Genomic DNA, 19,813 nt, shown 5'->3' on the forward strand with positions numbered 1-19,813 from the left:
GCATTCATCGCTGAATCCCGCTGACCCGGCGGCTTGCGTGCCGTTGTTCCGTGTCAGTGGAGGCGCATTATAGGGAGTTATTTCGGGCTGACAAGGGGAAATTTAAAATAATTTCTCAACCGCGCATTTTTTACTCTTTGCGTTTATTTAACCACCGAATCGGGAGTTAACTGAGCGATTTCGCGGGCAAAACTCGCGGCCTGTTCCCAGTCGGTATAGATAACTTCTTTACGCGTATCCGTTTCGCCGCCCGACATTTTCATAATAAGTTTAATCATGATGCGGTCATACCAGCGATAGCGTGGGTAGAGCAACGCGCCGGCGATAACGGCAGTGCGATCCGGCCGCCATTGTGAATTCATCAAGAATTTGCGCGCGTAGCTGTTGGTCTGCGGTGTCCGTTTTTCAGGTTTACGCGCCACCAGGTTGACGGAGTAAAAAGCGCTTGGCATGTGATTCAGTCGTGTCGCATGTTTCTTCACAAACTCAAGGAACGCAGAATGATAGTGTCCATAACGAATGGATGCGCCAATGACAACGCGGTCATAGCATTCCCAGTCGGGTTCTTCTGTACGATGCAAATTGAGTACATCCGCCCAGATACCAAGTTCTTTGAGTTCCGACGCCAGAAAAGCGGCGATTTCCCGGGTTTGCCCATCACGGGATGAAAAAAGAATCAATGTTTTCACGTGTTACTCCATTATTCACGCCAGAAGGTCGGGGTAAAAAGTACCAGCAAAGTGAAGACTTCCAGACGACCGAACAGCATATTGGCAATCAGGATCCATTTTGCCACAGGATTCATACTGGCAAAGTTGTCTGCCACCACGCCCAGCCCAGGCCCAAGGTTGTTAAGTGTCGCCACCACGGAAGCAAAGGCGGAGAAATCGTCCACGCCGGTCGCGATAATCGCCAGCATACTGACAATAAAGACCAGCGCATACGCCGAGAAAAATCCCCAGACCGCTTCAAGAATACGTTCCGGTAGCGCACGATTCCCCAGCTTGATGCTATAGACCGCATTGGGATGCACCAGACGCTTCAGCTCACGGTTCCCTTGTTTAAACAGCAAGAGGATACGAATCACCTTCAGTCCCCCGCCGGTTGACCCCGCACAGCCGCCGATAAACGCGGAGCAGAGCAGCAGTACCGGCAGGAAAAGCGGCCAGCGCGCAATACTGTCGGTGGTAAATCCGGCTGTGGTGGCCATTGATACAACCTGGAAGAAGGCCTGATTGAGTGTGGTCAGCGCGGAGCTATAGATGTTATGGAACCACAACACCAGCGTGCAGATGACTACCAGCGTCAATTGCACGCCGATGAACATACGAAACTCCGGATCACGCCAGTAAACCTTCAGGCTGCGGCCACTCAGCAAAGAGAAGTGCAGGCCATAGTTACAACCGGAGATTAATAAGAAGATAGCGATAATAGTGTTAATGGTTGGACTATCAAAATAGCCCACGCTGGCATCATGAGTAGAAAACCCGCCGATCGCGATGGTGGCAAAGCTGTGCCCGATGGCATCAAATGCAGGCATCCCGGCAAACCACAATGCCAACGCGCAGGCCACGGTCAGCAGGACGTAGATCAGCCACAGCGTTTTTGCCGTTTCGGCGATACGCGGGCGCATTTTGTTATCTTTCAGCGGTCCAGGCATTTCAGCGCGATAGAGCTGCATTCCCCCGACGCCGAGAATAGGGAGAATCGCCACGGCCAGCACAATGATCCCCATCCCGCCAAACCATTGCAGCATCTGGCGATAAAAGAGGATCGCATGCGGTAGCGAATCCAGCCCCACCAGCGTAGTAGCGCCGGTCGTGGTCAGTCCGGAGAATGATTCGAAGAACGCATCGGTAATCGTGAGGTTCGGGCTTTCAGAAAAAATGAAGGGCAACGCACCCACGCTACCCAGCACGGTCCAGAACAGCACCACGATCAGAAACCCTTCACGGGATTTCAGTTCGCCTTTCTCACGGCGGTTTGGCCACCACAGCATGGAGCCAATCACCAGCGCGACAAAAAAGGTTTGCGTAAATGCACGCCCCGCCCCATCACGATAGATAAGCGCTACCAGCCCCGGAAGGATCATCGTGCCCGAAAATAAGATGACCAGTAGTCCAACGATTCGGGTAATGGCGCGAAAATGCATCTCTGCCGCTTCCTTAGTTCTTCAAAATGAGGTGGGGATTATTCTTCAATCGCTAACAATTGCAATGAACCACGGCTAAAATCCGCCAGCTTTGCTGAAAATTCATCCACTTTCGCATAAGGAAGCGCCACCCGTAACCGAACGAATGCCTGGAAGTCACTGGTGACAATTTTGCCATCATGTTGACCCAGAAGTGTTTCAACGCCAGCCAACTGTGCGTACTCACAATGCAAAGTATATTCGGTTAATGGCGTCTTGCGCTGTGTCGTTAACTGGCGCAATGCCTGATTTACGCCACCGCCGTAGGCTTTCACCAGTCCGCCGGTACCGAGCAAGATCCCACCGTAGTAACGCACCACAACGGCAGTAATCTCACCCACACCGCTGCCCATCAACTGCGCGAGCATCGGCTTGCCTGCCGTACCCGCCGGTTCGCCGTCATCTGAAAAGCCCAACTGCTGCGAGTCATCCGGCGCTCCCGCCACCCACGCAACGCAATGGTGACGGGCATCCGGATGCTCCGCTCTCACGGACTCCACAAACGCTTTCGCCGCCTCAACGCCATCGGTATGCGCCAACAGCGTGATGAAGCGGCTTTTTTTGATCTCTTCGACAACCGTAACCGGCGCCGCAGGGATTAACCAACTGTCCATCAGGCCAGTTTCAGATCCCGAGTCATGTTCTCAACGTTGTTTTCGTGGATCACGACGTTGTCTTCAATACGAATGCCACCAAACGGTTTCAACGCTTCAATTTTCTGCCAGTTGAAGTGTTTGCTGAACTGCCCTTCACGCCACGGCGCGAGAAGGGATTCGATAAAGTAAAAACCCGGCTCAATGGTCAGCACCATGCCAGGCTCAAGCACGCGGGTGCAGCGCAGGTAAGGATATTTGGACGGCGCGGCGAGATGTGTACCGCTGTCATCCTGCATAAAGCCTGCCACATCATGTACCTGAAGACCCAGCGGGTGGCCAATACCGTGCGGCATAAACGGTCCGGTGAGATCGTTTTCGACCATCGCCTCTTCGCTCATGTCAGTAACGATTTGGTGCTTACGCAGCAGCTTCGCAATCCGCTGATGGAACTGAATATGATAATCCACATAGCTGACGCCCGCTTTCATCGTCGCAATTAGCGCCAGCTGTTCGTCATTCACATCTTTTACTAACTGCGCATACTCGTTGTCGCTTTTCGCCGACCAGGTCCGGGTCAGATCTGCTGCATAGCCGTTGTACTCCGCTCCGGCATCCAGCAGGAAACTACGAATGTCAGACGGCGCCTGATGATCCAGCTTCGTATAATGCAGAACCGACGCATGCTCGTTCAGCGCCACAATATTGCTGTACGGCACATCGGTGTCGCGATGACCGGTCGCAGTCAGATAGGCCAGGTTGATATCGAACTCGCTCATGCCTGAACGGAAGGCCTCTTCCGCCGCACGGTGCCCATTCACCGCCATTTTCTGCGCTTCGCGCATGCAGGCCAGTTCATAATCCGTTTTGTAGGCACGGTAATAGTGCAGATAGTCGATTACCCCTTTCGGGTTGATATTGCTGGCAGCAATATCCAGTTGCAACGCACGCTCTGGAACCGGGCCGATATAGCCAATATTACCGCGCGCGGCGGGTAGCTGACTGCCTATGCCATCCGCTTTCGGCAGGGCAATCACCTCAACTTCTTCTGTCCAGAAGGAGGTCGGCAGCGGTTCAACGTTGTGCCAGTAGTCAACAGGCAAATAGAACCACAGTTTAGGCTTGTTCACCCCGTCAACCAGCAACCAGCAGTTTGGCACCTGAGTCACTGGCACCCAGGCTTTGAACTGCGGATTGACCTTAAACGGGTAAGGATGATCGTCGAGGAAGACGTTAACCAACTCGCCGGAGTGGATAAGTAGCGCATCAAGTTTAAAGCGCTCCAGCGCATCACGCGTCCGTTCTTGCAGGGTAACGATATGATTTTTATAGAGTGCGGCCAGTGATTCCATTTTCTATCCTTCTGTTTTTCGACCTCAAGTCTCCGCATCTTAGCACATCGATTCACGAGAGCGTGATTTCTGCCAGGTGTGATCGGATCGGCATTTTTTTAATCAGTCATTTGCATTTTTTTAACATAAAATACACACTTCGCTTCATCTGGTATGACCAGATCACCTTGCGGATTCAGGAGACTGACATGCTTTACAAAGGCGACAACCTGTACCTCGACTGGCTGGAAGATGGCATCGCCGAACTGGTGTTCGATGCCCCAGGCTCAGTGAACAAACTCGACACGGCGACCGTCGCCAGTCTCGGCCAGGCACTTGACGTGCTGGAAAAACAAACAGATTTAAAAGGGCTGCTGCTACGTTCGAATAAAGCGGCTTTTATCGTCGGTGCCGATATCACCGAATTTCTTTCGCTGTTTCTCGTTCCTGAAGAACAACTCAGCCAGTGGCTGCATTTTGCTAACAGCGTCTTTAACCGCCTGGAAGATCTGCCGGTCCCAACCCTCTCTGCGGTTAACGGTTATGCGCTGGGCGGCGGCTGCGAATGCGTACTGGCGACCGATTACCGCCTGGCAACGCCGGATCTGCGGATCGGTCTGCCAGAAACAAAGCTGGGCATCATGCCCGGCTTTGGTGGTTCCGTACGTATGCCGCGTATGTTAGGCGCGGACAGCGCACTGGAGATTATTGCTGCTGGCAAAGATGTGGGTGCCGAGCAGGCGCTGAAAATCGGCCTGGTCGACGGCGTGGTGAAAGCGGAAAAACTGATTGAGGGCGCAAAAGCGGTTCTACGTCAGGCCATCAACGGCGATCTCGACTGGAAAGCAAAGCGTCAGCCGAAGCTGGAACCGCTGAAGCTCAGCAAAATTGAAGCCGCCATGAGCTTTACCATTGCCAAAGGTATGGTCGCACAAACGGCAGGCAAACATTACCCGGCCCCGATGACCGCGGTGAAAACCATTGAAGCCGCCGCGCGCTTTGGCCGTGAAGAAGCGCTGAATCTGGAAAACAAAAGCTTTGTCCCGCTGGCACATACCAATGAAGCCCGCGCCCTGGTCGGTATCTTCCTTAACGACCAGTATGTGAAAGGCAAAGCGAAGAAGCTGACCAAAGACGTTGAGACGCCGAAACAGGCCGCTGTACTGGGTGCAGGCATTATGGGCGGCGGTATCGCCTATCAGTCGGCATGGAAAGGCGTGCCGGTTATCATGAAAGATATCAACGACAAATCGCTGACGCTTGGGATGACCGAAGCCGCCAAATTGCTTAACAAGCAGCTTGAGCGAGGCAAAATTGACGGTCTGAAGATGGCTGGCGTGATTTCGACCATTCACCCTACGCTGGACTATGCCGGTTTTGATCGCGTCGACGTGGTAGTGGAAGCCGTCGTCGAAAACCCGAAAGTAAAAAAAGCCGTACTGGCGGAAACCGAAGATAAGGTTCGCCCGGATACCGTGCTGGCATCGAACACCTCCACCATTCCCATTAGTGAACTGGCAAGCGTGCTGAAACGCCCGGAAAATTTCTGCGGGATGCATTTCTTTAACCCGGTTCACCGGATGCCGCTGGTTGAGATCATTCGTGGCGAGAAAAGCTCCGATGAAACCATCGCGAAAGTGGTCGCCTGGGCAAGCAAAATGGGCAAAACACCGATTGTGGTGAACGACTGTCCTGGCTTCTTTGTTAACCGCGTGCTGTTCCCTTACTTCGCGGGATTCAGCCAGTTACTGCGCGACGGTGCGGACTTCCGCAAGGTCGACAAGGTGATGGAAAAACAGTTCGGCTGGCCGATGGGCCCGGCGTACCTGCTTGACGTTGTGGGCATTGATACCGCACATCACGCGCAGGCCGTGATGTCCGCAGGCTTCCCACAGCGGATGCAAAAAGATTATCGCGACGCGATTGATGCGCTGTTTGACGCCAGTCGCTTTGGTCAGAAGAACGGTCTGGGCTTCTGGCGCTATAAAGAAGACAACAAAGGTAAGCCGAAGAAAGAAGAGGATGCCACCGTTGATGACCTGCTGGCTGACGTCAGCCACGCGAAGCGTGATTTCAGCGAAGACGAGATTATCGCCCGCATGATGATCCCGATGGTCAACGAAGTGGTGCGCTGTCTGGAGGAAGGCATTATCGCCAGCCCGGCTGAGGCCGATATGGCGCTGGTTTACGGTCTGGGCTTCCCGCCGTTCCACGGCGGCGCATTCCGCTGGCTGGATACGCTCGGCAGCGCGAAATATCTCGATATGGCGCAACAGTATCAGCACCTCGGTCCGCTGTATGACGTGCCGGAAGGTCTGCGTAACAAAGCGCGTCATAACGAACCCTATTATCCCCCGGTTGAGCCTGCCCGTCCGGTTGGCGACCTGAAAACGGCTTAAGGAGTCACAATGGAACAGGTTGTAATTGTTGATGCGATCCGTACCCCGATGGGCCGTTCGAAAGGGGGCGCTTTTCGCAATGTGCGTGCAGAAGATCTTTCCGCACATTTGATGCGTAGCCTGCTGGCACGTAATCCGGCGCTGGAAGCCGCTGCGCTTGACGATATCTACTGGGGTTGCGTGCAACAGACGCTGGAGCAGGGTTTTAACATCGCCCGCAACGCCGCCCTGCTGGCGGAAGTTCCGCACTCCGTTCCGGCGGTGACCGTCAACCGTCTGTGTGGTTCATCCATGCAGGCATTGCATGATGCCGCACGCATGATCATGACCGGCGATGCGCAGGCGTGCCTGGTTGGCGGCGTGGAACACATGGGCCATGTGCCGATGAGCCACGGCGTTGATTTCCACCCGGGTCTGAGCCGTAACGTGGCAAAAGCGGCGGGCATGATGGGACTAACGGCGGAGATGCTCTCCCGCATGCACGGCATCAGCCGTGAAATGCAGGATGCCTTTGCCGCACGTTCACACGCCCGCGCCTGGTCCGCAACGCAGTCCGGCGCGTTTAAGAATGAAATTATCCCAACCGGTGGGCATGACGCCGATGGCGTGCTCAAACAGTTTAACTACGACGAAGTGATCCGCCCGGAAACCACGGTCGAAGCGCTATCCACCCTGCGTCCGGCGTTTGACCCGGTCAGCGGTACGGTCACCGCCGGCACCTCTTCTGCACTCTCCGATGGTGCCGCCGCCATGCTGGTGATGAGCGAAAGTCGTGCACGCGAGTTAGGCCTGAAACCACGCGCCCGCGTGCGCTCAATGGCGGTGGTGGGTTGCGATCCTTCCATCATGGGATACGGTCCGGTTCCGGCGTCGAAACTGGCGCTGAAAAAAGCGGGGCTTTCGACCAGTGATATCGGTTTGTTTGAGATGAACGAAGCGTTTGCTGCACAGATCCTGCCGTGTATTAAAGATCTGGGGTTAATGGATCAGATTGACGAGAAGATCAACCTGAACGGCGGGGCGATCGCGCTCGGCCACCCGCTGGGCTGTTCCGGGGCACGCATCAGCACCACGCTGCTGAACCTAATGGAGCGTAAAGACGTCCAGTTCGGTCTGGCAACGATGTGTATCGGGCTGGGCCAGGGTATCGCGACGGTGTTTGAGAGAGTGTAAGGCTATAACGTAGGCCCGATAAGCATCGCGCCATCGGGCTTTTGCCGGGAGGCGCTGCGCTTTCCCGGCCTACGAGAGGTATCTCACCGCCACTGGCGAAGAGAGACAGTTTAGTTGCCGTTCTTCCCGCCTGTCAGGGGCGGGTTTTTTCTTCTTCGTTGCTCTTCTTAAATAAACGCGAATGCATCGCCAAACAGACGATCTTCCCGCGCACTGCGTTCATTACAGAACAGGTCACGCGCGATTTTCGCCATCTCAAAGCGACCCGCAATGTAGATATCATGCTCAGCAAGCGTTCCGTGATCCTGCATCACCGCCGTTAAGACCGTTCCCGTCCGCCCACGCCAGCCGGCTTCAGGTTGTTCCACCACTGCTTCTACATGCAGGTTAGGATGGTTGACAGAGAGCGCCTCGAGTTCAGAGAGATCGTAGAGGTGCTTCTCTTCACGACCGCCCCAGTAAATCGTGACGTCACGATTCGGATTGCGCGCCAGTGCCGTCAGCAGTATCGAACGGGCATAGGAAAAACCAGTGCCACCGGCAATCAGAATCAGCGGACGTTCTTCATCATCATCGCGCAACCACGCTTCGCCGTGCGGAATATCAACTACAATTTCATGATCTTTAAGAATGCGATCCATCACCGCTTTGGCATACAGGTTAATTTCTGACGCACCAATGTGGAGCTCAATAAAACCCTGCTCATTCGGCGTAGAGGCCATCGAGAACGGGCGTTTATCCCGTTCGTCCATCACGACCATTAAATATTGACCGGCCCGAAAGGAAAATGCCGCATCGGGCACTAAACGAACGCGATATACGGTATCAGTAATAGCTTCTACCGAGGTCACTTTACAGCTTAAGGTTGTCATGCGCTCCCTCTATGGGTCTGTAGGGCAAAACGAGCGCCTCAGGCGCCTTTACCGTCATTAAAGATGGCCAGTTCATCCCAAATCGCGTCGATACGGGCGATCACGTCAGGATCTTTTTTAATTGGACGTCCCCACTCGCGTTGGGTTTCACCCGGCCATTTGTTCGTGGCATCCAGCCCCATTTTTGAACCCAGACCGGAAACCGGCGAGGCAAAATCCAGATAATCAATTGGCGTATTTTCGACCAGCACCGTGTCCCGTGCAGGGTCCATACGGGTGGTAATCGCCCAAATCACATCGTTCCAGTCGCGTGCATTGACGTCATCATCACAGACGATAACAAATTTGGTGTACATAAACTGGCGTAAAAATGACCAGACGCCCATCATGACGCGTTTAGCATGTCCCGCGTACTGTTTTTTGATCGTGACGACAGCCAGACGATAAGAACACCCTTCCGGCGGCAGGTAAAAATCGACGATTTCCGGGAACTGTTTTTGCAGAATCGGCACGAACACTTCGTTTAGCGCAACGCCAAGTACGGCAGGTTCATCTGGCGGACGACCGGTATAGGTAGAGTGGTAAATCGCATCCTCACGCCGGGTAATATGCGTGACGGTAAACACCGGGAAGCTATCCACTTCATTATAATACCCGGTATGGTCGCCATACGGGCCTTCCGGCGCCATTTCTCCCGGGTCGATATACCCTTCCAGCACGATCTCCGCACTGGCAGGCACTTCAAGATCGTTAGACAGACATTTAACCACTTCGGTTTTCGTACCGCGCAGCAGACCTGCAAACGCATATTCAGAAAGCGTATCCGGCACCGGCGTCACCGCACCAAGAATGGTGGCCGGATCGGCACCCAGCGCAACGGAGACCGGGAACCGTTCACCCGGATGGGCCGCACACCATTCCTGGTAATCAAGCGCGCCGCCGCGATGGGACAGCCAGCGCATGATTAATTTATTCTTACCAATGAGCTGCTGACGATAAATACCTAAGTTCTGCCGCTCTTTATGCGGGCCACGCGTGACGGTCAGCCCCCAGGTGATGAGCGGTGCAGCATCTTCTGGCCAGCAGGTCATAATGGGGATGCGGTTTAAGTCGACGTCATCGCCTGAGATAATTTTTTGCTGGCAAGGCGCGCCGCGTAGTCGCTTCGTCGGCATATTCAACACCTGCTTGAACTGCGGCAGTTTATCAAACAGATCGCGAAAGCCTTTCGGTGGCTCCGGCTCTTTCAGAAACGCCAGTAATTTACCTACTTCCCGCAGCGCTGAGACATCATCCTGCCCCATGCCCATCGCGACGCGCTTTGGTGTACCAAACAGATTGCACAACACCGGCATCGAATAGCCTTTGGGGTTTTCAAACAACAAAGCAGGGCCACCGGCACGTAGCGTGCGGTCGGCAATCTCGGTGATTTCCAGGTGCGGATCCACTTCAAGCGTGATGCGTTTGAGTTCACCCTGTTGTTCAAGCAGCGTCAGGAAGTCGCGTAAATCGTGATATTTCATGGCGTCCATTGTGGCCTCTTCGTAAGCGCCTCATTATACGGCGTTCATCATCGTGATGCTGTATTTTTGTTAAATTAGCGTGAACTCTGGCAGCTCACCGGCTTCACCGGGATTATAATTAACTTCACGTCTTGCATTTGCTATGCTTGCGCCCCGGACAAGCGGATAAGAGTTATTATGCAATCCTGGTATTTATTGTACTGCAAGCGCGGGCAACTTCAGCGTGCCCAGGAACACCTCGAAAGACAGGCCGTGAGCTGCCTGACGCCGATGATCACCCTGGAAAAAATGGTGCGAGGAAAACGTACTGCAGTCAGCGAACCGCTGTTCCCTAACTATCTGTTTGTGGAATTTGATCCGGAAGTGATTCATACCACGACGATCAATGCCACACGCGGCGTCAGCCATTTTGTCCGTTTTGGCGCATCACCCGCGATTGTCCCTTCCACGGTGATTCACCAGCTCTCCGTCTATAAACCAGAAGGTATTGTCGACCCGGAAACGCCCTATCCCGGCGATAGCGTGATCATTACCGAAGGCGCTTTTGAAGGCCTGCAGGCGATTTTCACTGAACCGGACGGTGAAGCGCGTTCCATGCTGCTGCTCAACCTGTTGAATAAAGAGGTGAAGCAGAGTGTGAAAAATACCGGTTTCCGTAAGCTTTAGCCGCTACTCAGAACGAAATTCCAAACAGCTTTTTGACATTCGCATCCGTGGTCGAGGAAAGCCACTGCGGATCGTCGCCACGCCAGTGTGCGATGCGTTCAAGAATATGCGGCAGATGTGCCGGTTCGTTGCGTCGCGATGCAGGTTTCGGTGATAAGTCACGCGGCAACAGGTATGGCGCATCGGTTTCAATCAGCAATCGTTCGGCCGGAATAAACGGCAGCAGTTCGCGCAGCTCAAGCCCACGGCGCTCATCACATACCCAGCCCGTAATACCAATGTACATTCCTCTGTCGATACACGCCTGCATCTCCTCACGCGTACCGGTAAAGCAGTGCAACACTGCGCCCGGGAGTTTGTCCAGCCATGGGTCCAGCAGCGCCAGGAATCGCGCGTGCGCATCACGACAATGCATAAAGACTGGCATCTGTAATTCCGCCGCGATTCGCAACTGTGCGTCAAACGACCGCTCTTGTTCCTGCGGGGTGGAAAAATTACGATTGAAATCAAGGCCACATTCGCCAATCGCCACAACCTCAGGCATTGACGCCAGCGCCACAATCGCCTCCTCAGTGGCAGACTGCCACTGGCTGCTGTCGTGCGGGTGAACACCAGCTGTAGACCAGCAGTGAGGATAGATCTGTGCCAGTCGCTGCGCCTGTTGGCTTTCATGCAGGTTGGTTCCGGTGAGAAGCAGGCCGTTCACGCCAGCGGCGAAAGCGCGTGCCACAACCTCATCACGGTCTTTCAAAAACTGCGAACTGGTGAGATTCACACCGATATCAAACATGCTTCGCTCCATATGACAACCGCCCTGGCGGGCGGTTGAATTTACTCTTCTGTCTTCTCGGCTTTCTCAGCATCCGAGGCTGATTCCGCCTCATTATCTTCATCCCGCGTCTGTCGCTTACCGACATAGAAACGTGAGAAGAAAACACCGACCTCAAACAGGAAGTACATCGGAATCGCCAGTAACGTCTGTGAAAAAACATCCGGCGGCGTCAACAACATCCCTACCACAAACGCGCCAACCAACACATAAGGCCGTTTTTTACGCAAATCCTCCGGTGTGGTCACTCCCATCCAGCAGAGCAGCACGATGGCAACGGGCACCTCAAACGAGACGCCGAACGCCATGAACAGGGCCATGACAAAGCTCAGATAGCTGGCAATATCCGTCGAGACCTGCACCCCTTCCGGCGCAGTATTGGCAAGGAAGCCAAACGCCAGCGGGAACACGACAAAGTAGGCAAACGCCATACCGATATAGAACAGTAACGAGCTGGAGACCAGCAGAGGCACCACCATGCGGCGTTCATGTTTATACAGCGCTGGCGCAATAAATGCCCAGACCTGATAAAGGATCACCGGCGCTGACAGAATCAACGACACCATGAAGGTTAATTTGATCGGGGTGAAGAACGGTGATGCGACATCTGTCGCGATCATGGTCGCACCCTGCGGCAACTGTTTAATAAGCGGCGAGGACACCAGGTGATAGATGTCATTGGCAAAATAGACCAATGCCAGAAAAATCACGATAACCGCAATAATGCAGTTAAGCAGACGTTTTCGCAGCTCAATCAGGTGCGTGATAAGCGGTTGAGTATCTTCTACAGCCATGTTTACGGTTTATCACTCGACGTAGGGGAGGAGCCAGCAACAGGGGCCGCGGTTTTCGGTTCAGCGACCTTCACATCGACGACAGGAGGCGTCTCCACGGCAATCTCAGGAGCCTGCTCTGGTGCGCTGGCCTGGGCTTCAGCAGTCGCGGGCGTGACCCCTTCATGCTGTTCTTCGCTCCCTTTCACCACCGGGTTATGGATGGTGTGCGCTTCGTCGCTCGCTTTTTCGGGCTCGTTCGCGCTATAGGAACGCTTCATTGACTCTGCCGCCTGACGCAGTTCATCCATCGAGGCTTTCAGCTCAGGAGTCAGGTTTTCCAGGCTCGCTTTTTCAACCTTTTTCAGGCTGTCCTGAAACTCCTGAAGCTTAAGCTCCTGGGTCAGTTCATTCTGAACGGTTGTCGCAAGCGATCGCAATGCGCGCACCCAGCCAGCTATCGTTTTGACGGCTACCGGCAGTCGCTGCGGCCCCAGAACAACGAGGCCGATAATAAACACCAGTAACAGTTCGCTAAAACCGATATCAAACACGAATTATACCTGCTCTTTATCGTGGCTTTTCGCGTCTTCTTTTTTCACCGTTTCTTTTTCAGCGTCTACCGGTTTGTCAGTAATAGACTTCGCGGTAAAGTCAGCGTCCTGACTGGCTTTATCCTGTTTAGTCTCATCATCACTCATGGCTTTTTTGAAGCCTTTGATGGATGCGCCGAGATCGGAACCGATGGAGCCGAGTTTTTTGGTGCCAAACAACAGGACAACGATGACGGCAATGATCACCAACTGCCAAATACTGATACCACCCATACATGTTCCTCTGTGATAGATGATGATGAATTAATTAGGCCGCATTATACGTTACGCGACCCGCCTTGAGCGATGAAAAAATCAGCGTGTTTTGCGCCAGCCAACAATCCAGGCAACCAGGCCGCCCGCCATTAACCAACCGGGCATAAAACCCCATTCAGGACGATTAATCAGCAGGAATGTTCCGCTCAACAGTAACGTTGCGCCAATTCCTAATAAATAACGGGATTGACCCTGACGCACATGATTCGTCTGAAGCTCGCGCGCAATCTTATCAACACTGTGCTGTAAATATTTGCCCTGGCGCAAACTGTCGTACACCAGTTCAGGGAGTTCTGGCATTTTTTCGACCCAGAACGGGGCTTTTTCCTTAAATGCCCGGACCAGCGCCGGAATACCGACCTGATCTTTGATCCACGACTCCAGAAATGGCTTCGCCGTTTTCCAGAGATCCAACTGCGGATAGAGCTGACGACCGACACCTTCAACATACAGTAATGTCTTCTGCAACAATACCAGCTGCGGCTGCACTTCCATGTTAAACCGGCGCGCTGTATTGAAGAGGTTTAACAAAACGTGACCAAACGAGATTTCCGCCAACGGTTTCTCGAAGATCGGCTCACACACGGTGCGAATCGCAAATTCAAACTCTTCAACGTTGGTATCTGGCGGAACCCAGCCAGAATCGACGTGCAGCTCCGCGACTTTACGGTAGTCACGATTAAAGAACGCGATGAAGTTCTCCGCCAGATAACGCTTATCTTCCTTGTTTAAGGAGCCGACAATTCCGCAATCAATGCCAATATATTGCGGGTTTTCCGGGTGTTCATAACTGACAAAGATGTTTCCCGGATGCATATCCGCATGAAAAAAGCTGTCGCGAAAGACCTGTGTGAAGAAAACCTGTACACCGCGCTCCGCCAACAACTTCATGTTGGTGCCGTTTTTCTCCAGCGTCACCACATCGGAAACCGGAATGCCGTAGATGCGTTCCATCACCATCATATTCTCACTACAGTAGTCAGAATAAACTTCCGGGATGTAGAGCATTGGGCTGTTTTCAAAGTTTCGCCGTAGCTGAATGGCGTTGGCCGATTCGCGCAGCAGGTTCAGCTCATCAATCAGGGTTTTTTCATATTCCCGCACCACTTCTGTCGGCCGCAGACGGCGGCCATCCGGCAGTAAGCGAGGCACCCAACGGGCAAGACGATAAATCAGTCGTAGATCCGCTTTGATAACCGGCAGGATGTCAGGACGAATGACTTTAATGACGACCTCTTTGCCGTTCGATTTCAGTCTCGCCGTATGCACCTGCGCAATTGACGCCGACGCCAGCGGCTGAATATCAAATTCATCAAACCAGGCTTCAACGGGCAATCCGCCCATCGCTTCTTCGATTTGCGCTTTCGCCAGCTTGCCATCGAAGGGGGCGACTTTGTCCTGTAATAGCGCCAGTTGATCGGCAATATGCGGAGGGAAAAGATCGCGTCGGGTCGAGAGCATTTGGCCAAACTTGATCCACACCGGCCCTAACTCCTGCAGAGCCAGTCTCAGTCGCTCTCCCAGTAACTTTTCTTTATGGCGGTTTGGCATCCAGAACAGACAATAACGCCATAACCGCAGCGGCAGCGTGATCCGCATTTTAGGGATGAGCTCATCAAGTCCGTAACTTAAGAAAGTGCGAATGATGAAATATAGGCGCCGTACTTCACCTGGCGTCATTTAACCTCCAGTTTATCCAGCCGCCGGGTCAGCGCATCGACTGCGCGTTCCACAGCCGCTGTCTCTTCCGCGAACCAGGCGACCTCAAGCGGTCCGGGCGCCATTCGCCACTCTTCCGTAAGGGCTTCGGCCACATAGCGTTGTTGCCGCAGGATCCCGTGACGAAGAAATTTGGCGCCGCCGCGCAGGGCTTTGCTGATCCCTTCTGCCGCGATATCGCTGGTATAGGGTGCCAGCAGTTCAGCAGGATCGAATTCCGCCAGGTCGGCAAGCGCAACGAAATTCTGCACAACCTGAATATCGCCCTGCACTTCCAGCTCGCCACTGCGGATCAGCGCAGCCAGTTGCTGGCGGTCACGTAATTTTGGCAATACGCTGGCATGGGTGATGACCGTACAGTCGGCCTCGCCAGCCCACTCACCCAGTACATCAACCTGCCGCTCACTGAACAGCAGAATTAATGATGTCGAAAAGCCTTTTAGCTCCACTCGCAGCACTTTTCCCAGCAAACGCGCTCGCGCCGTTTTCAACGCTGGTGAACGATACAGGAAGGAATTAAGCAGACTTTCCATTCCTGCCGTCACTAAGGGTTTAAAAGGCATCCCCGTTCTCCTGTCAGAACTTATAGCCGCGATGCAGCGCAACCACACCCGCCGTCAGGTTGTAATAGTCGACGCTTTCAAACCCGGCGTCCTGCATCATCGCTTTCAATGTGTCCTGATCGGGGTGCATCCGGATGGATTCCGCCAGATAGCGGTAGCTGTCGGCATCATTGGCGACCATCGAACCAATACGCGGCAGAATATGGAAAGAGTAGGCATCGTACGCTTTGCTTAGCGGCTCGATAATCGGTTTAGAAAATTCCAGCACCAGCAGACGACCACCTGGTTTCAGGACTCGAAACATAGAGCGCAGGGCTTTGTCTTTGTCGGTGACGTTACGCAAACCGAAGGAAATGGTAATGCAGTCAAAGGTATTGTCCGGGAACGGCAGCGCTTCCGCATTGGCCTGAACGTATTCCACATTGCCAACCACGCCGATATTGCGCAGTTTCTCGCGACCCATTTTGAGCATTGAGTCATTGATGTCTGCCAGAATGACCTTGCCAGTCTCCCCGACCAGGCGAGAGAATTTAGCCGTCAGATCGCCGGTTCCCCCGGCTAAATCCAGCACTGTCTGACCACGGCGGACGCCGCTACAGTCGATGGTGAAGCGCTTCCACAAACGATGAATGCCAAAAGACATCAAATCATTCATGACATCATATTTTGATGCCACAGAATGAAAAACGTGGGCCACCATGTCCGCTTTATGTTCTTTAGCGACAGTCTGAAAACCAAAGTGCGTCGTTTCTTGTGAATTATCCACCATCTCAGTGCCTGCTCATCTGAAAATTGTTCAAGAAGTGTAACAGATTGGGGCGCATTGCCCTACCCTTCTGCCCGTCCCGGCTGCCCCAAACGGACTAATTCGATTGTTGCGCTATCCCGTCATCACCCGAATAAGACGTCTCTTCCTGCTCTTCGGGGACCGATCGCAATCGATACTCTTCATCCTGCGTCGTGGCCTGTTCTGCCAGTTCAGGATTGATCTCACGCTTAATTTCTACCCCTAAGCCGCGAAACGCTTCCGCCTGCGCCAATACGTTGCCACGCCCCGACGAGAGCTTTTTCATTGCCTGACGATAGTTATCCTGCGCTTTATCCAGACTCTGCCCAATGGAGGACATATCATCGACAAAGAGACGCATCTTGTCATAGAGCTTGCTTGCACGATCCGCAATCTGTTGTGCATTACGACTTTGATGCTCGTAGCGCCACAGATTCGCAATGGTCCGCAATGCCACCAGCAACGTCGTGGGACTGACCAGCATAATATTATTTTTCAGCGCCTCGGTAATCAGTTCGGGCTGTCTGTCGAGCGCTAACAGAAACGCAGGCTCGACAGGGATAAACATCAGCACATAGTCGAGCGTACGCAGCCCCGGAAGCTGTTGATAATCTTTACGCCCCAGCATGCGAATATGGTTCCGTACTGAGACAATGTGCTCCTGGAGCGCGCTTTCGCGGGCGTAATCGTCTTCCGCATTAAAATAGCGCTCATAGGCGACCAGCGTCATTTTGGCGTCGATCACCACATCTTTGCCCTGTGGCAAACGCACGATCACATCGGGTTGCATCCGCGAGCGATCGTTATTCTCGATGCTGACCTGGGTTTCGTACTCGTACCCTTCACGCAGTCCGGACGCCTCCAGCACACGGGTGAGTACAACTTCGCCCCAGTTCCCCTGCGTTTTATTGTCGCCTTTTAACGCACGCGTGAGGTTGACCGCTTCCTGGGCCATTTGCGCATTAAGCTGTTGCAGATTACGGATTTCATGTGCAAGGGTGTGACGTTCGCGCGCTTCCTGACCAAAGCTGTCCTGGACCTGGCGACGAAAGCCATCCAGTTGTTCACGCAGCGGCGTCAGCAGGCCGTTCAGACTCTGGCGGTTTTGTTCATCTACCCGGCGATTGCTCTGTTCAAAGATTCGGTTTGCCAGGTTTTCAAACTGTTCACTCAAACGCTGCTCGCTGTTGATCATCTGGCGGATTTTATCTTCCGCATGCTGCTGCGTGGCTTCCATCCGCGTGGTGACTTCACGCAGATCTGCTTCTAGTGAGGTGTTGATACTGCGCAGGCTACGTAATTCGTTATTGAGCAATTCACACTCATCGCGCCAGTGGTCGCTTTGGGCGAGCTGTTGTTTTGCAGCGCTTAATGCCGCAACCATCTCTTCACGTTCAGCGAATTGCTCGGCTTTCTGCTGCACATGCTGATAGCTGGCCAGCAGCCAGCCAAGCGCAATGCCCACCAGCGCAATAACCGCATAAATGATAATTGAGATATCCAAAATGCCTCCCGACGCCATACTCACCCGCACAAAAATAGAATTGTGCTGTATAAACGTCCAGTTTTAAAGAAGTTTCCTGCGAGGCACTACGCAAAATAAACGCATACAAGAAAAAGGCCGAACGCGTCGGCCTTTTACTGAAGAAGAAAGGATTAGATCAGACGACGTGCCGCTTCCACCACGATTTTCACCGCATGGCTTTCGGTTTGCTTCATCGTCTCAGCATTCGGGATCTCTTGCTGAGTACGGTTGACGATCACGCCCGCAACCATCCCGGCGCGCAGGCCCTGGCTTGCACACATGGTCAGTAGCGTAGCGGACTCCATTTCGTAGTTCATTACGCCCATTGACTGCCACTCTTCCATGGAGCCTTTGAAACGACGTACTACACGGCCGGAGAAGGTGTCGTAACGTTCCTGTCCTGGGTAGAAAGTATCAGACGAGGCGGTTACACCCACGTGAGTAGTGGCGCCAATGGATTTCGCCGCTTCAACCAGTGCGGTGGTACATTCAAAGTCAGCAACTGCCGGATATTCCATTGGCGCAAAGTGCAGGCTCGCGCCATCCAGACGGACGGACGCCGTGGTGACCAGAACATCGCCGACATTGATGTGCGGCTGAATGGCGCCGGTGGTGCCAATACGCAGGAAGGTACGAATGCCCAACTGCGCCAGTTCTTCCACAGCAATAGAGGTAGACGGACCGCCGATACCGGTCGAGCAGACGATGACGGCTTTGCCATCCAGTTCAGCACGCCAGGTAGTGAATTCACGGTGAGAGGCCAGTTTTACCGGCTTTTCCATCAGCGCGGCGATCTTTTCTACACGTTCCGGATCGCCAGGGACGATAGCCAGCGTAGCCCCTTGTAAATCGTTCTTGGTGAGGCCGAGATGAAAAACGTCAGACCTGGACATATAAAACTCCTCTGTGATTCGGTTTTTGTCAGAAGAAGCAAAAAGACACTTTACCGAAGGACTTAAGATATTTTCGTGACCATCATCACCATGGCGTAAATAAGTTGCATGGACTTACCAGCAAATAGTGATTCAAATCACACTAACAAGCCAATTTTCGCTTTCTTCGCACAAAAAGCGAGCCGTTTGAGGCAGTGTGAAATGTTAAAGGCTGTCTATAGTTAACAGTGCGCTATTTTTCTAAGGGTACGGAGAATACCATGACATCAACACAACAAACCGGTTTTGCACCTGCAGCATCCCCTGTTGCCGCTACCTCAGTTCATACTCCGGACGACGCCATTGTCGCGGGTGTGACGTCGATCCCTTCCCAGGGCGACGATATGCCGGCGTATCACGCGCGACCGAAACAGAGCGATGGCCCACTGCCAGTGGTCATTGTAGTGCAGGAAATCTTTGGCGTGCATGAACATATCCGCGATATATGCCGTCGTCTGGCGCTGGAAGGGTATCTGGCAATCGCACCAGAACTCTATTTCCGTGAGGGCGACCCGAATGATTTCGCGGATATTCCTACGCTGCTCAGCGGCCTTGTGGCAAAAGTGCCGGATTCCCAGGTGTTAGCCGATCTGGATCACGTCGCCAGTTGGGCGTCCCGTAACGGTGGCGATGTGCATCGCCTGATGATGACCGGTTTTTGTTGGGGCGGTCGCATCACCTGGCTCTATGCGGCGCATAACCCGCAGTTGAAAGCTGCTGTCGCGTGGTATGGGAAACTGATCGGCGATAAGACGCTGAATTCACCAAAGCATCCCGTTGATGTGGCCACCGACCTGAACGCTCCGGTACTGGGTCTGTATGGTGGGCAAGATAACAGTATTCCGCAGGAAAGCGTTGAGACTATGCGCCAGGCGCTACGCGCCGCTAACGCTACCGCGGAAATCGTCGTCTATCCCGATGCGGGTCATGCCTTCAATGCCGACTATCGCTCGAGCTATCACGAAGAATCTGCCAAAGACGGCTGGGAAAGAATGCTGGCCTGGTTTGCGCAGTACGGTGGCAAAAAAGCGTAAAAGCGAAAAGCCCGGGGGCGGCGACGCCTTACCG

Annotated in this window: 19 protein-coding genes; 4 read left to right on the forward strand and 15 right to left on the reverse strand. The window is 53.5% G+C overall.

All coding sequences use genetic code 11. The annotated features are described in order from the left end of the window. Positions 1-143 precede the first annotated feature (143 nt). Genes hemG through pepQ form a run of 4 tightly spaced genes read right to left on the reverse strand, consistent with a single transcriptional unit; the run spans position 144 to position 4,136 of the window. Positions 144-689, reverse strand: coding sequence for a menaquinone-dependent protoporphyrinogen IX dehydrogenase (gene hemG, locus QNN88_RS21630; RefSeq protein ID WP_414241995.1), 546 nt, complete (start codon positions 687-689; stop codon positions 144-146). An 11-nt stretch (positions 690-700) separates the two neighbouring features. Beyond that, positions 701-2,152, reverse strand: a complete 1,452-nt coding sequence (gene trkH / locus QNN88_RS21635) for a Trk system potassium transporter TrkH (RefSeq protein WP_042326189.1) — start codon at positions 2,150-2,152, stop codon at positions 701-703. Positions 2,153-2,190: 38 nt separating this feature from the next. After that, positions 2,191-2,805, reverse strand: coding sequence for an IMPACT family protein (locus QNN88_RS21640; RefSeq protein WP_414241996.1), 615 nt, complete (start codon positions 2,803-2,805; stop codon positions 2,191-2,193). After that, entirely contained in the window at positions 2,805-4,136 is a 1,332-nt protein-coding gene (gene pepQ / locus QNN88_RS21645) for a Xaa-Pro dipeptidase (protein ID WP_414241997.1), read from the reverse strand. The genes QNN88_RS21640 and pepQ overlap by 1 nt, the downstream gene beginning before the upstream one ends. A gap of 188 nt (positions 4,137-4,324) precedes the next feature. On the opposite strand from pepQ, the gene fadB reads away from it, so the two are divergent. Both fadB and fadA read left to right on the forward strand, forming a co-directional pair. Then, positions 4,325-6,514, forward strand: a complete 2,190-nt coding sequence (gene fadB / locus QNN88_RS21650; protein ID WP_414241998.1) for a fatty acid oxidation complex subunit alpha FadB — start codon at positions 4,325-4,327, stop codon at positions 6,512-6,514. Positions 6,515-6,523: 9 nt separating this feature from the next. Beyond that, positions 6,524-7,687: an acetyl-CoA C-acyltransferase FadA gene (gene fadA, locus QNN88_RS21655; RefSeq protein WP_414241999.1), complete on the forward strand. Its 1,164-nt coding sequence runs from the start codon at positions 6,524-6,526 to the stop codon at positions 7,685-7,687. Positions 7,688-7,854: 167 nt separating this feature from the next. Here fadA and fre read toward each other — a convergent pair whose 3' ends face one another. Further along, positions 7,855-8,559 carry an NAD(P)H-flavin reductase gene (fre, locus tag QNN88_RS21660; protein ID WP_414242000.1) on the reverse strand — a complete coding sequence of 235 codons (705 nt, stop codon included), beginning with the start codon at positions 8,557-8,559 and terminating at the stop codon, positions 7,855-7,857. Between the two features lie 38 nt (positions 8,560-8,597). Next, complete coding sequence (gene ubiD / locus QNN88_RS21665; RefSeq protein WP_414242001.1) at positions 8,598-10,091, reverse strand: 4-hydroxy-3-polyprenylbenzoate decarboxylase; 1,494 nt, start codon at positions 10,089-10,091, stop codon at positions 8,598-8,600. A 168-nt stretch (positions 10,092-10,259) separates the two neighbouring features. Between ubiD and rfaH the strand changes: the two genes are divergently transcribed. Further along, positions 10,260-10,748 (forward strand): transcription/translation regulatory transformer protein RfaH, encoded by a 489-nt coding sequence (rfaH, locus tag QNN88_RS21670; protein ID WP_414242002.1) that lies wholly within the window; start codon positions 10,260-10,262, stop codon positions 10,746-10,748. A 7-nt stretch (positions 10,749-10,755) separates the two neighbouring features. On the opposite strand, the gene tatD is transcribed toward rfaH, so the two are convergent. The 9 genes from tatD to udp form a co-directional block, all read right to left on the reverse strand. Further along, positions 10,756-11,538 carry a 3'-5' ssDNA/RNA exonuclease TatD gene (gene tatD, locus QNN88_RS21675; protein WP_414242003.1) on the reverse strand — a complete coding sequence of 261 codons (783 nt, stop codon included), beginning with the start codon at positions 11,536-11,538 and terminating at the stop codon, positions 10,756-10,758. A gap of 41 nt (positions 11,539-11,579) precedes the next feature. Next, positions 11,580-12,371 carry a Sec-independent protein translocase subunit TatC gene (gene tatC, locus QNN88_RS21680; RefSeq protein WP_414242004.1) on the reverse strand — a complete coding sequence of 264 codons (792 nt, stop codon included), beginning with the start codon at positions 12,369-12,371 and terminating at the stop codon, positions 11,580-11,582. 2 nt (positions 12,372-12,373) lie between these two features. Next, positions 12,374-12,904, reverse strand: coding sequence for a Sec-independent protein translocase protein TatB (tatB, locus tag QNN88_RS21685; RefSeq protein ID WP_414242005.1), 531 nt, complete (start codon positions 12,902-12,904; stop codon positions 12,374-12,376). Positions 12,905-12,907: 3 nt separating this feature from the next. Continuing rightward, the gene (gene tatA, locus QNN88_RS21690) at positions 12,908-13,177 is read right to left on the reverse strand and encodes a Sec-independent protein translocase subunit TatA (protein WP_414242006.1); all 270 of its coding nucleotides are present in this window, start codon (positions 13,175-13,177) and stop codon (positions 12,908-12,910) included. Between the two features lie 81 nt (positions 13,178-13,258). Next, positions 13,259-14,899 (reverse strand): ubiquinone biosynthesis regulatory protein kinase UbiB, encoded by a 1,641-nt coding sequence (ubiB, locus tag QNN88_RS21695; protein ID WP_414242007.1) that lies wholly within the window; start codon positions 14,897-14,899, stop codon positions 13,259-13,261. Next, entirely contained in the window at positions 14,896-15,501 is a 606-nt protein-coding gene (ubiJ, locus tag QNN88_RS21700; protein WP_414242008.1) for a ubiquinone biosynthesis protein UbiJ, read from the reverse strand. The genes ubiB and ubiJ overlap by 4 nt, the downstream gene beginning before the upstream one ends. Before the next feature lie 13 nt (positions 15,502-15,514). Further along, a complete protein-coding gene (ubiE, locus tag QNN88_RS21705) occupies positions 15,515-16,270 on the reverse strand; it encodes a bifunctional demethylmenaquinone methyltransferase/2-methoxy-6-polyprenyl-1,4-benzoquinol methylase UbiE (protein ID WP_414242009.1) in 756 nt (251 codons plus the stop codon). A 94-nt stretch (positions 16,271-16,364) separates the two neighbouring features. Beyond that, the gene (rmuC, locus tag QNN88_RS21710; protein ID WP_414242010.1) at positions 16,365-17,792 is read right to left on the reverse strand and encodes a DNA recombination protein RmuC; all 1,428 of its coding nucleotides are present in this window, start codon (positions 17,790-17,792) and stop codon (positions 16,365-16,367) included. Between the two features lie 152 nt (positions 17,793-17,944). Then, the gene (gene udp / locus QNN88_RS21715) at positions 17,945-18,706 is read right to left on the reverse strand and encodes a uridine phosphorylase (RefSeq protein WP_042998824.1); all 762 of its coding nucleotides are present in this window, start codon (positions 18,704-18,706) and stop codon (positions 17,945-17,947) included. Between the two features lie 260 nt (positions 18,707-18,966). Here udp and QNN88_RS21720 point away from each other — a divergent pair, with 260 nt between their 5' ends. Continuing rightward, entirely contained in the window at positions 18,967-19,779 is an 813-nt protein-coding gene (locus QNN88_RS21720; RefSeq protein WP_414242011.1) for a dienelactone hydrolase family protein, read from the forward strand. Positions 19,780-19,813 lie beyond the last annotated feature (34 nt).

Source organism: Citrobacter sp. ANG330 (assembly GCF_047467925.1).
Lineage (GTDB): Bacteria > Pseudomonadota > Gammaproteobacteria > Enterobacterales > Enterobacteriaceae > Citrobacter_A > Citrobacter_A amalonaticus_G.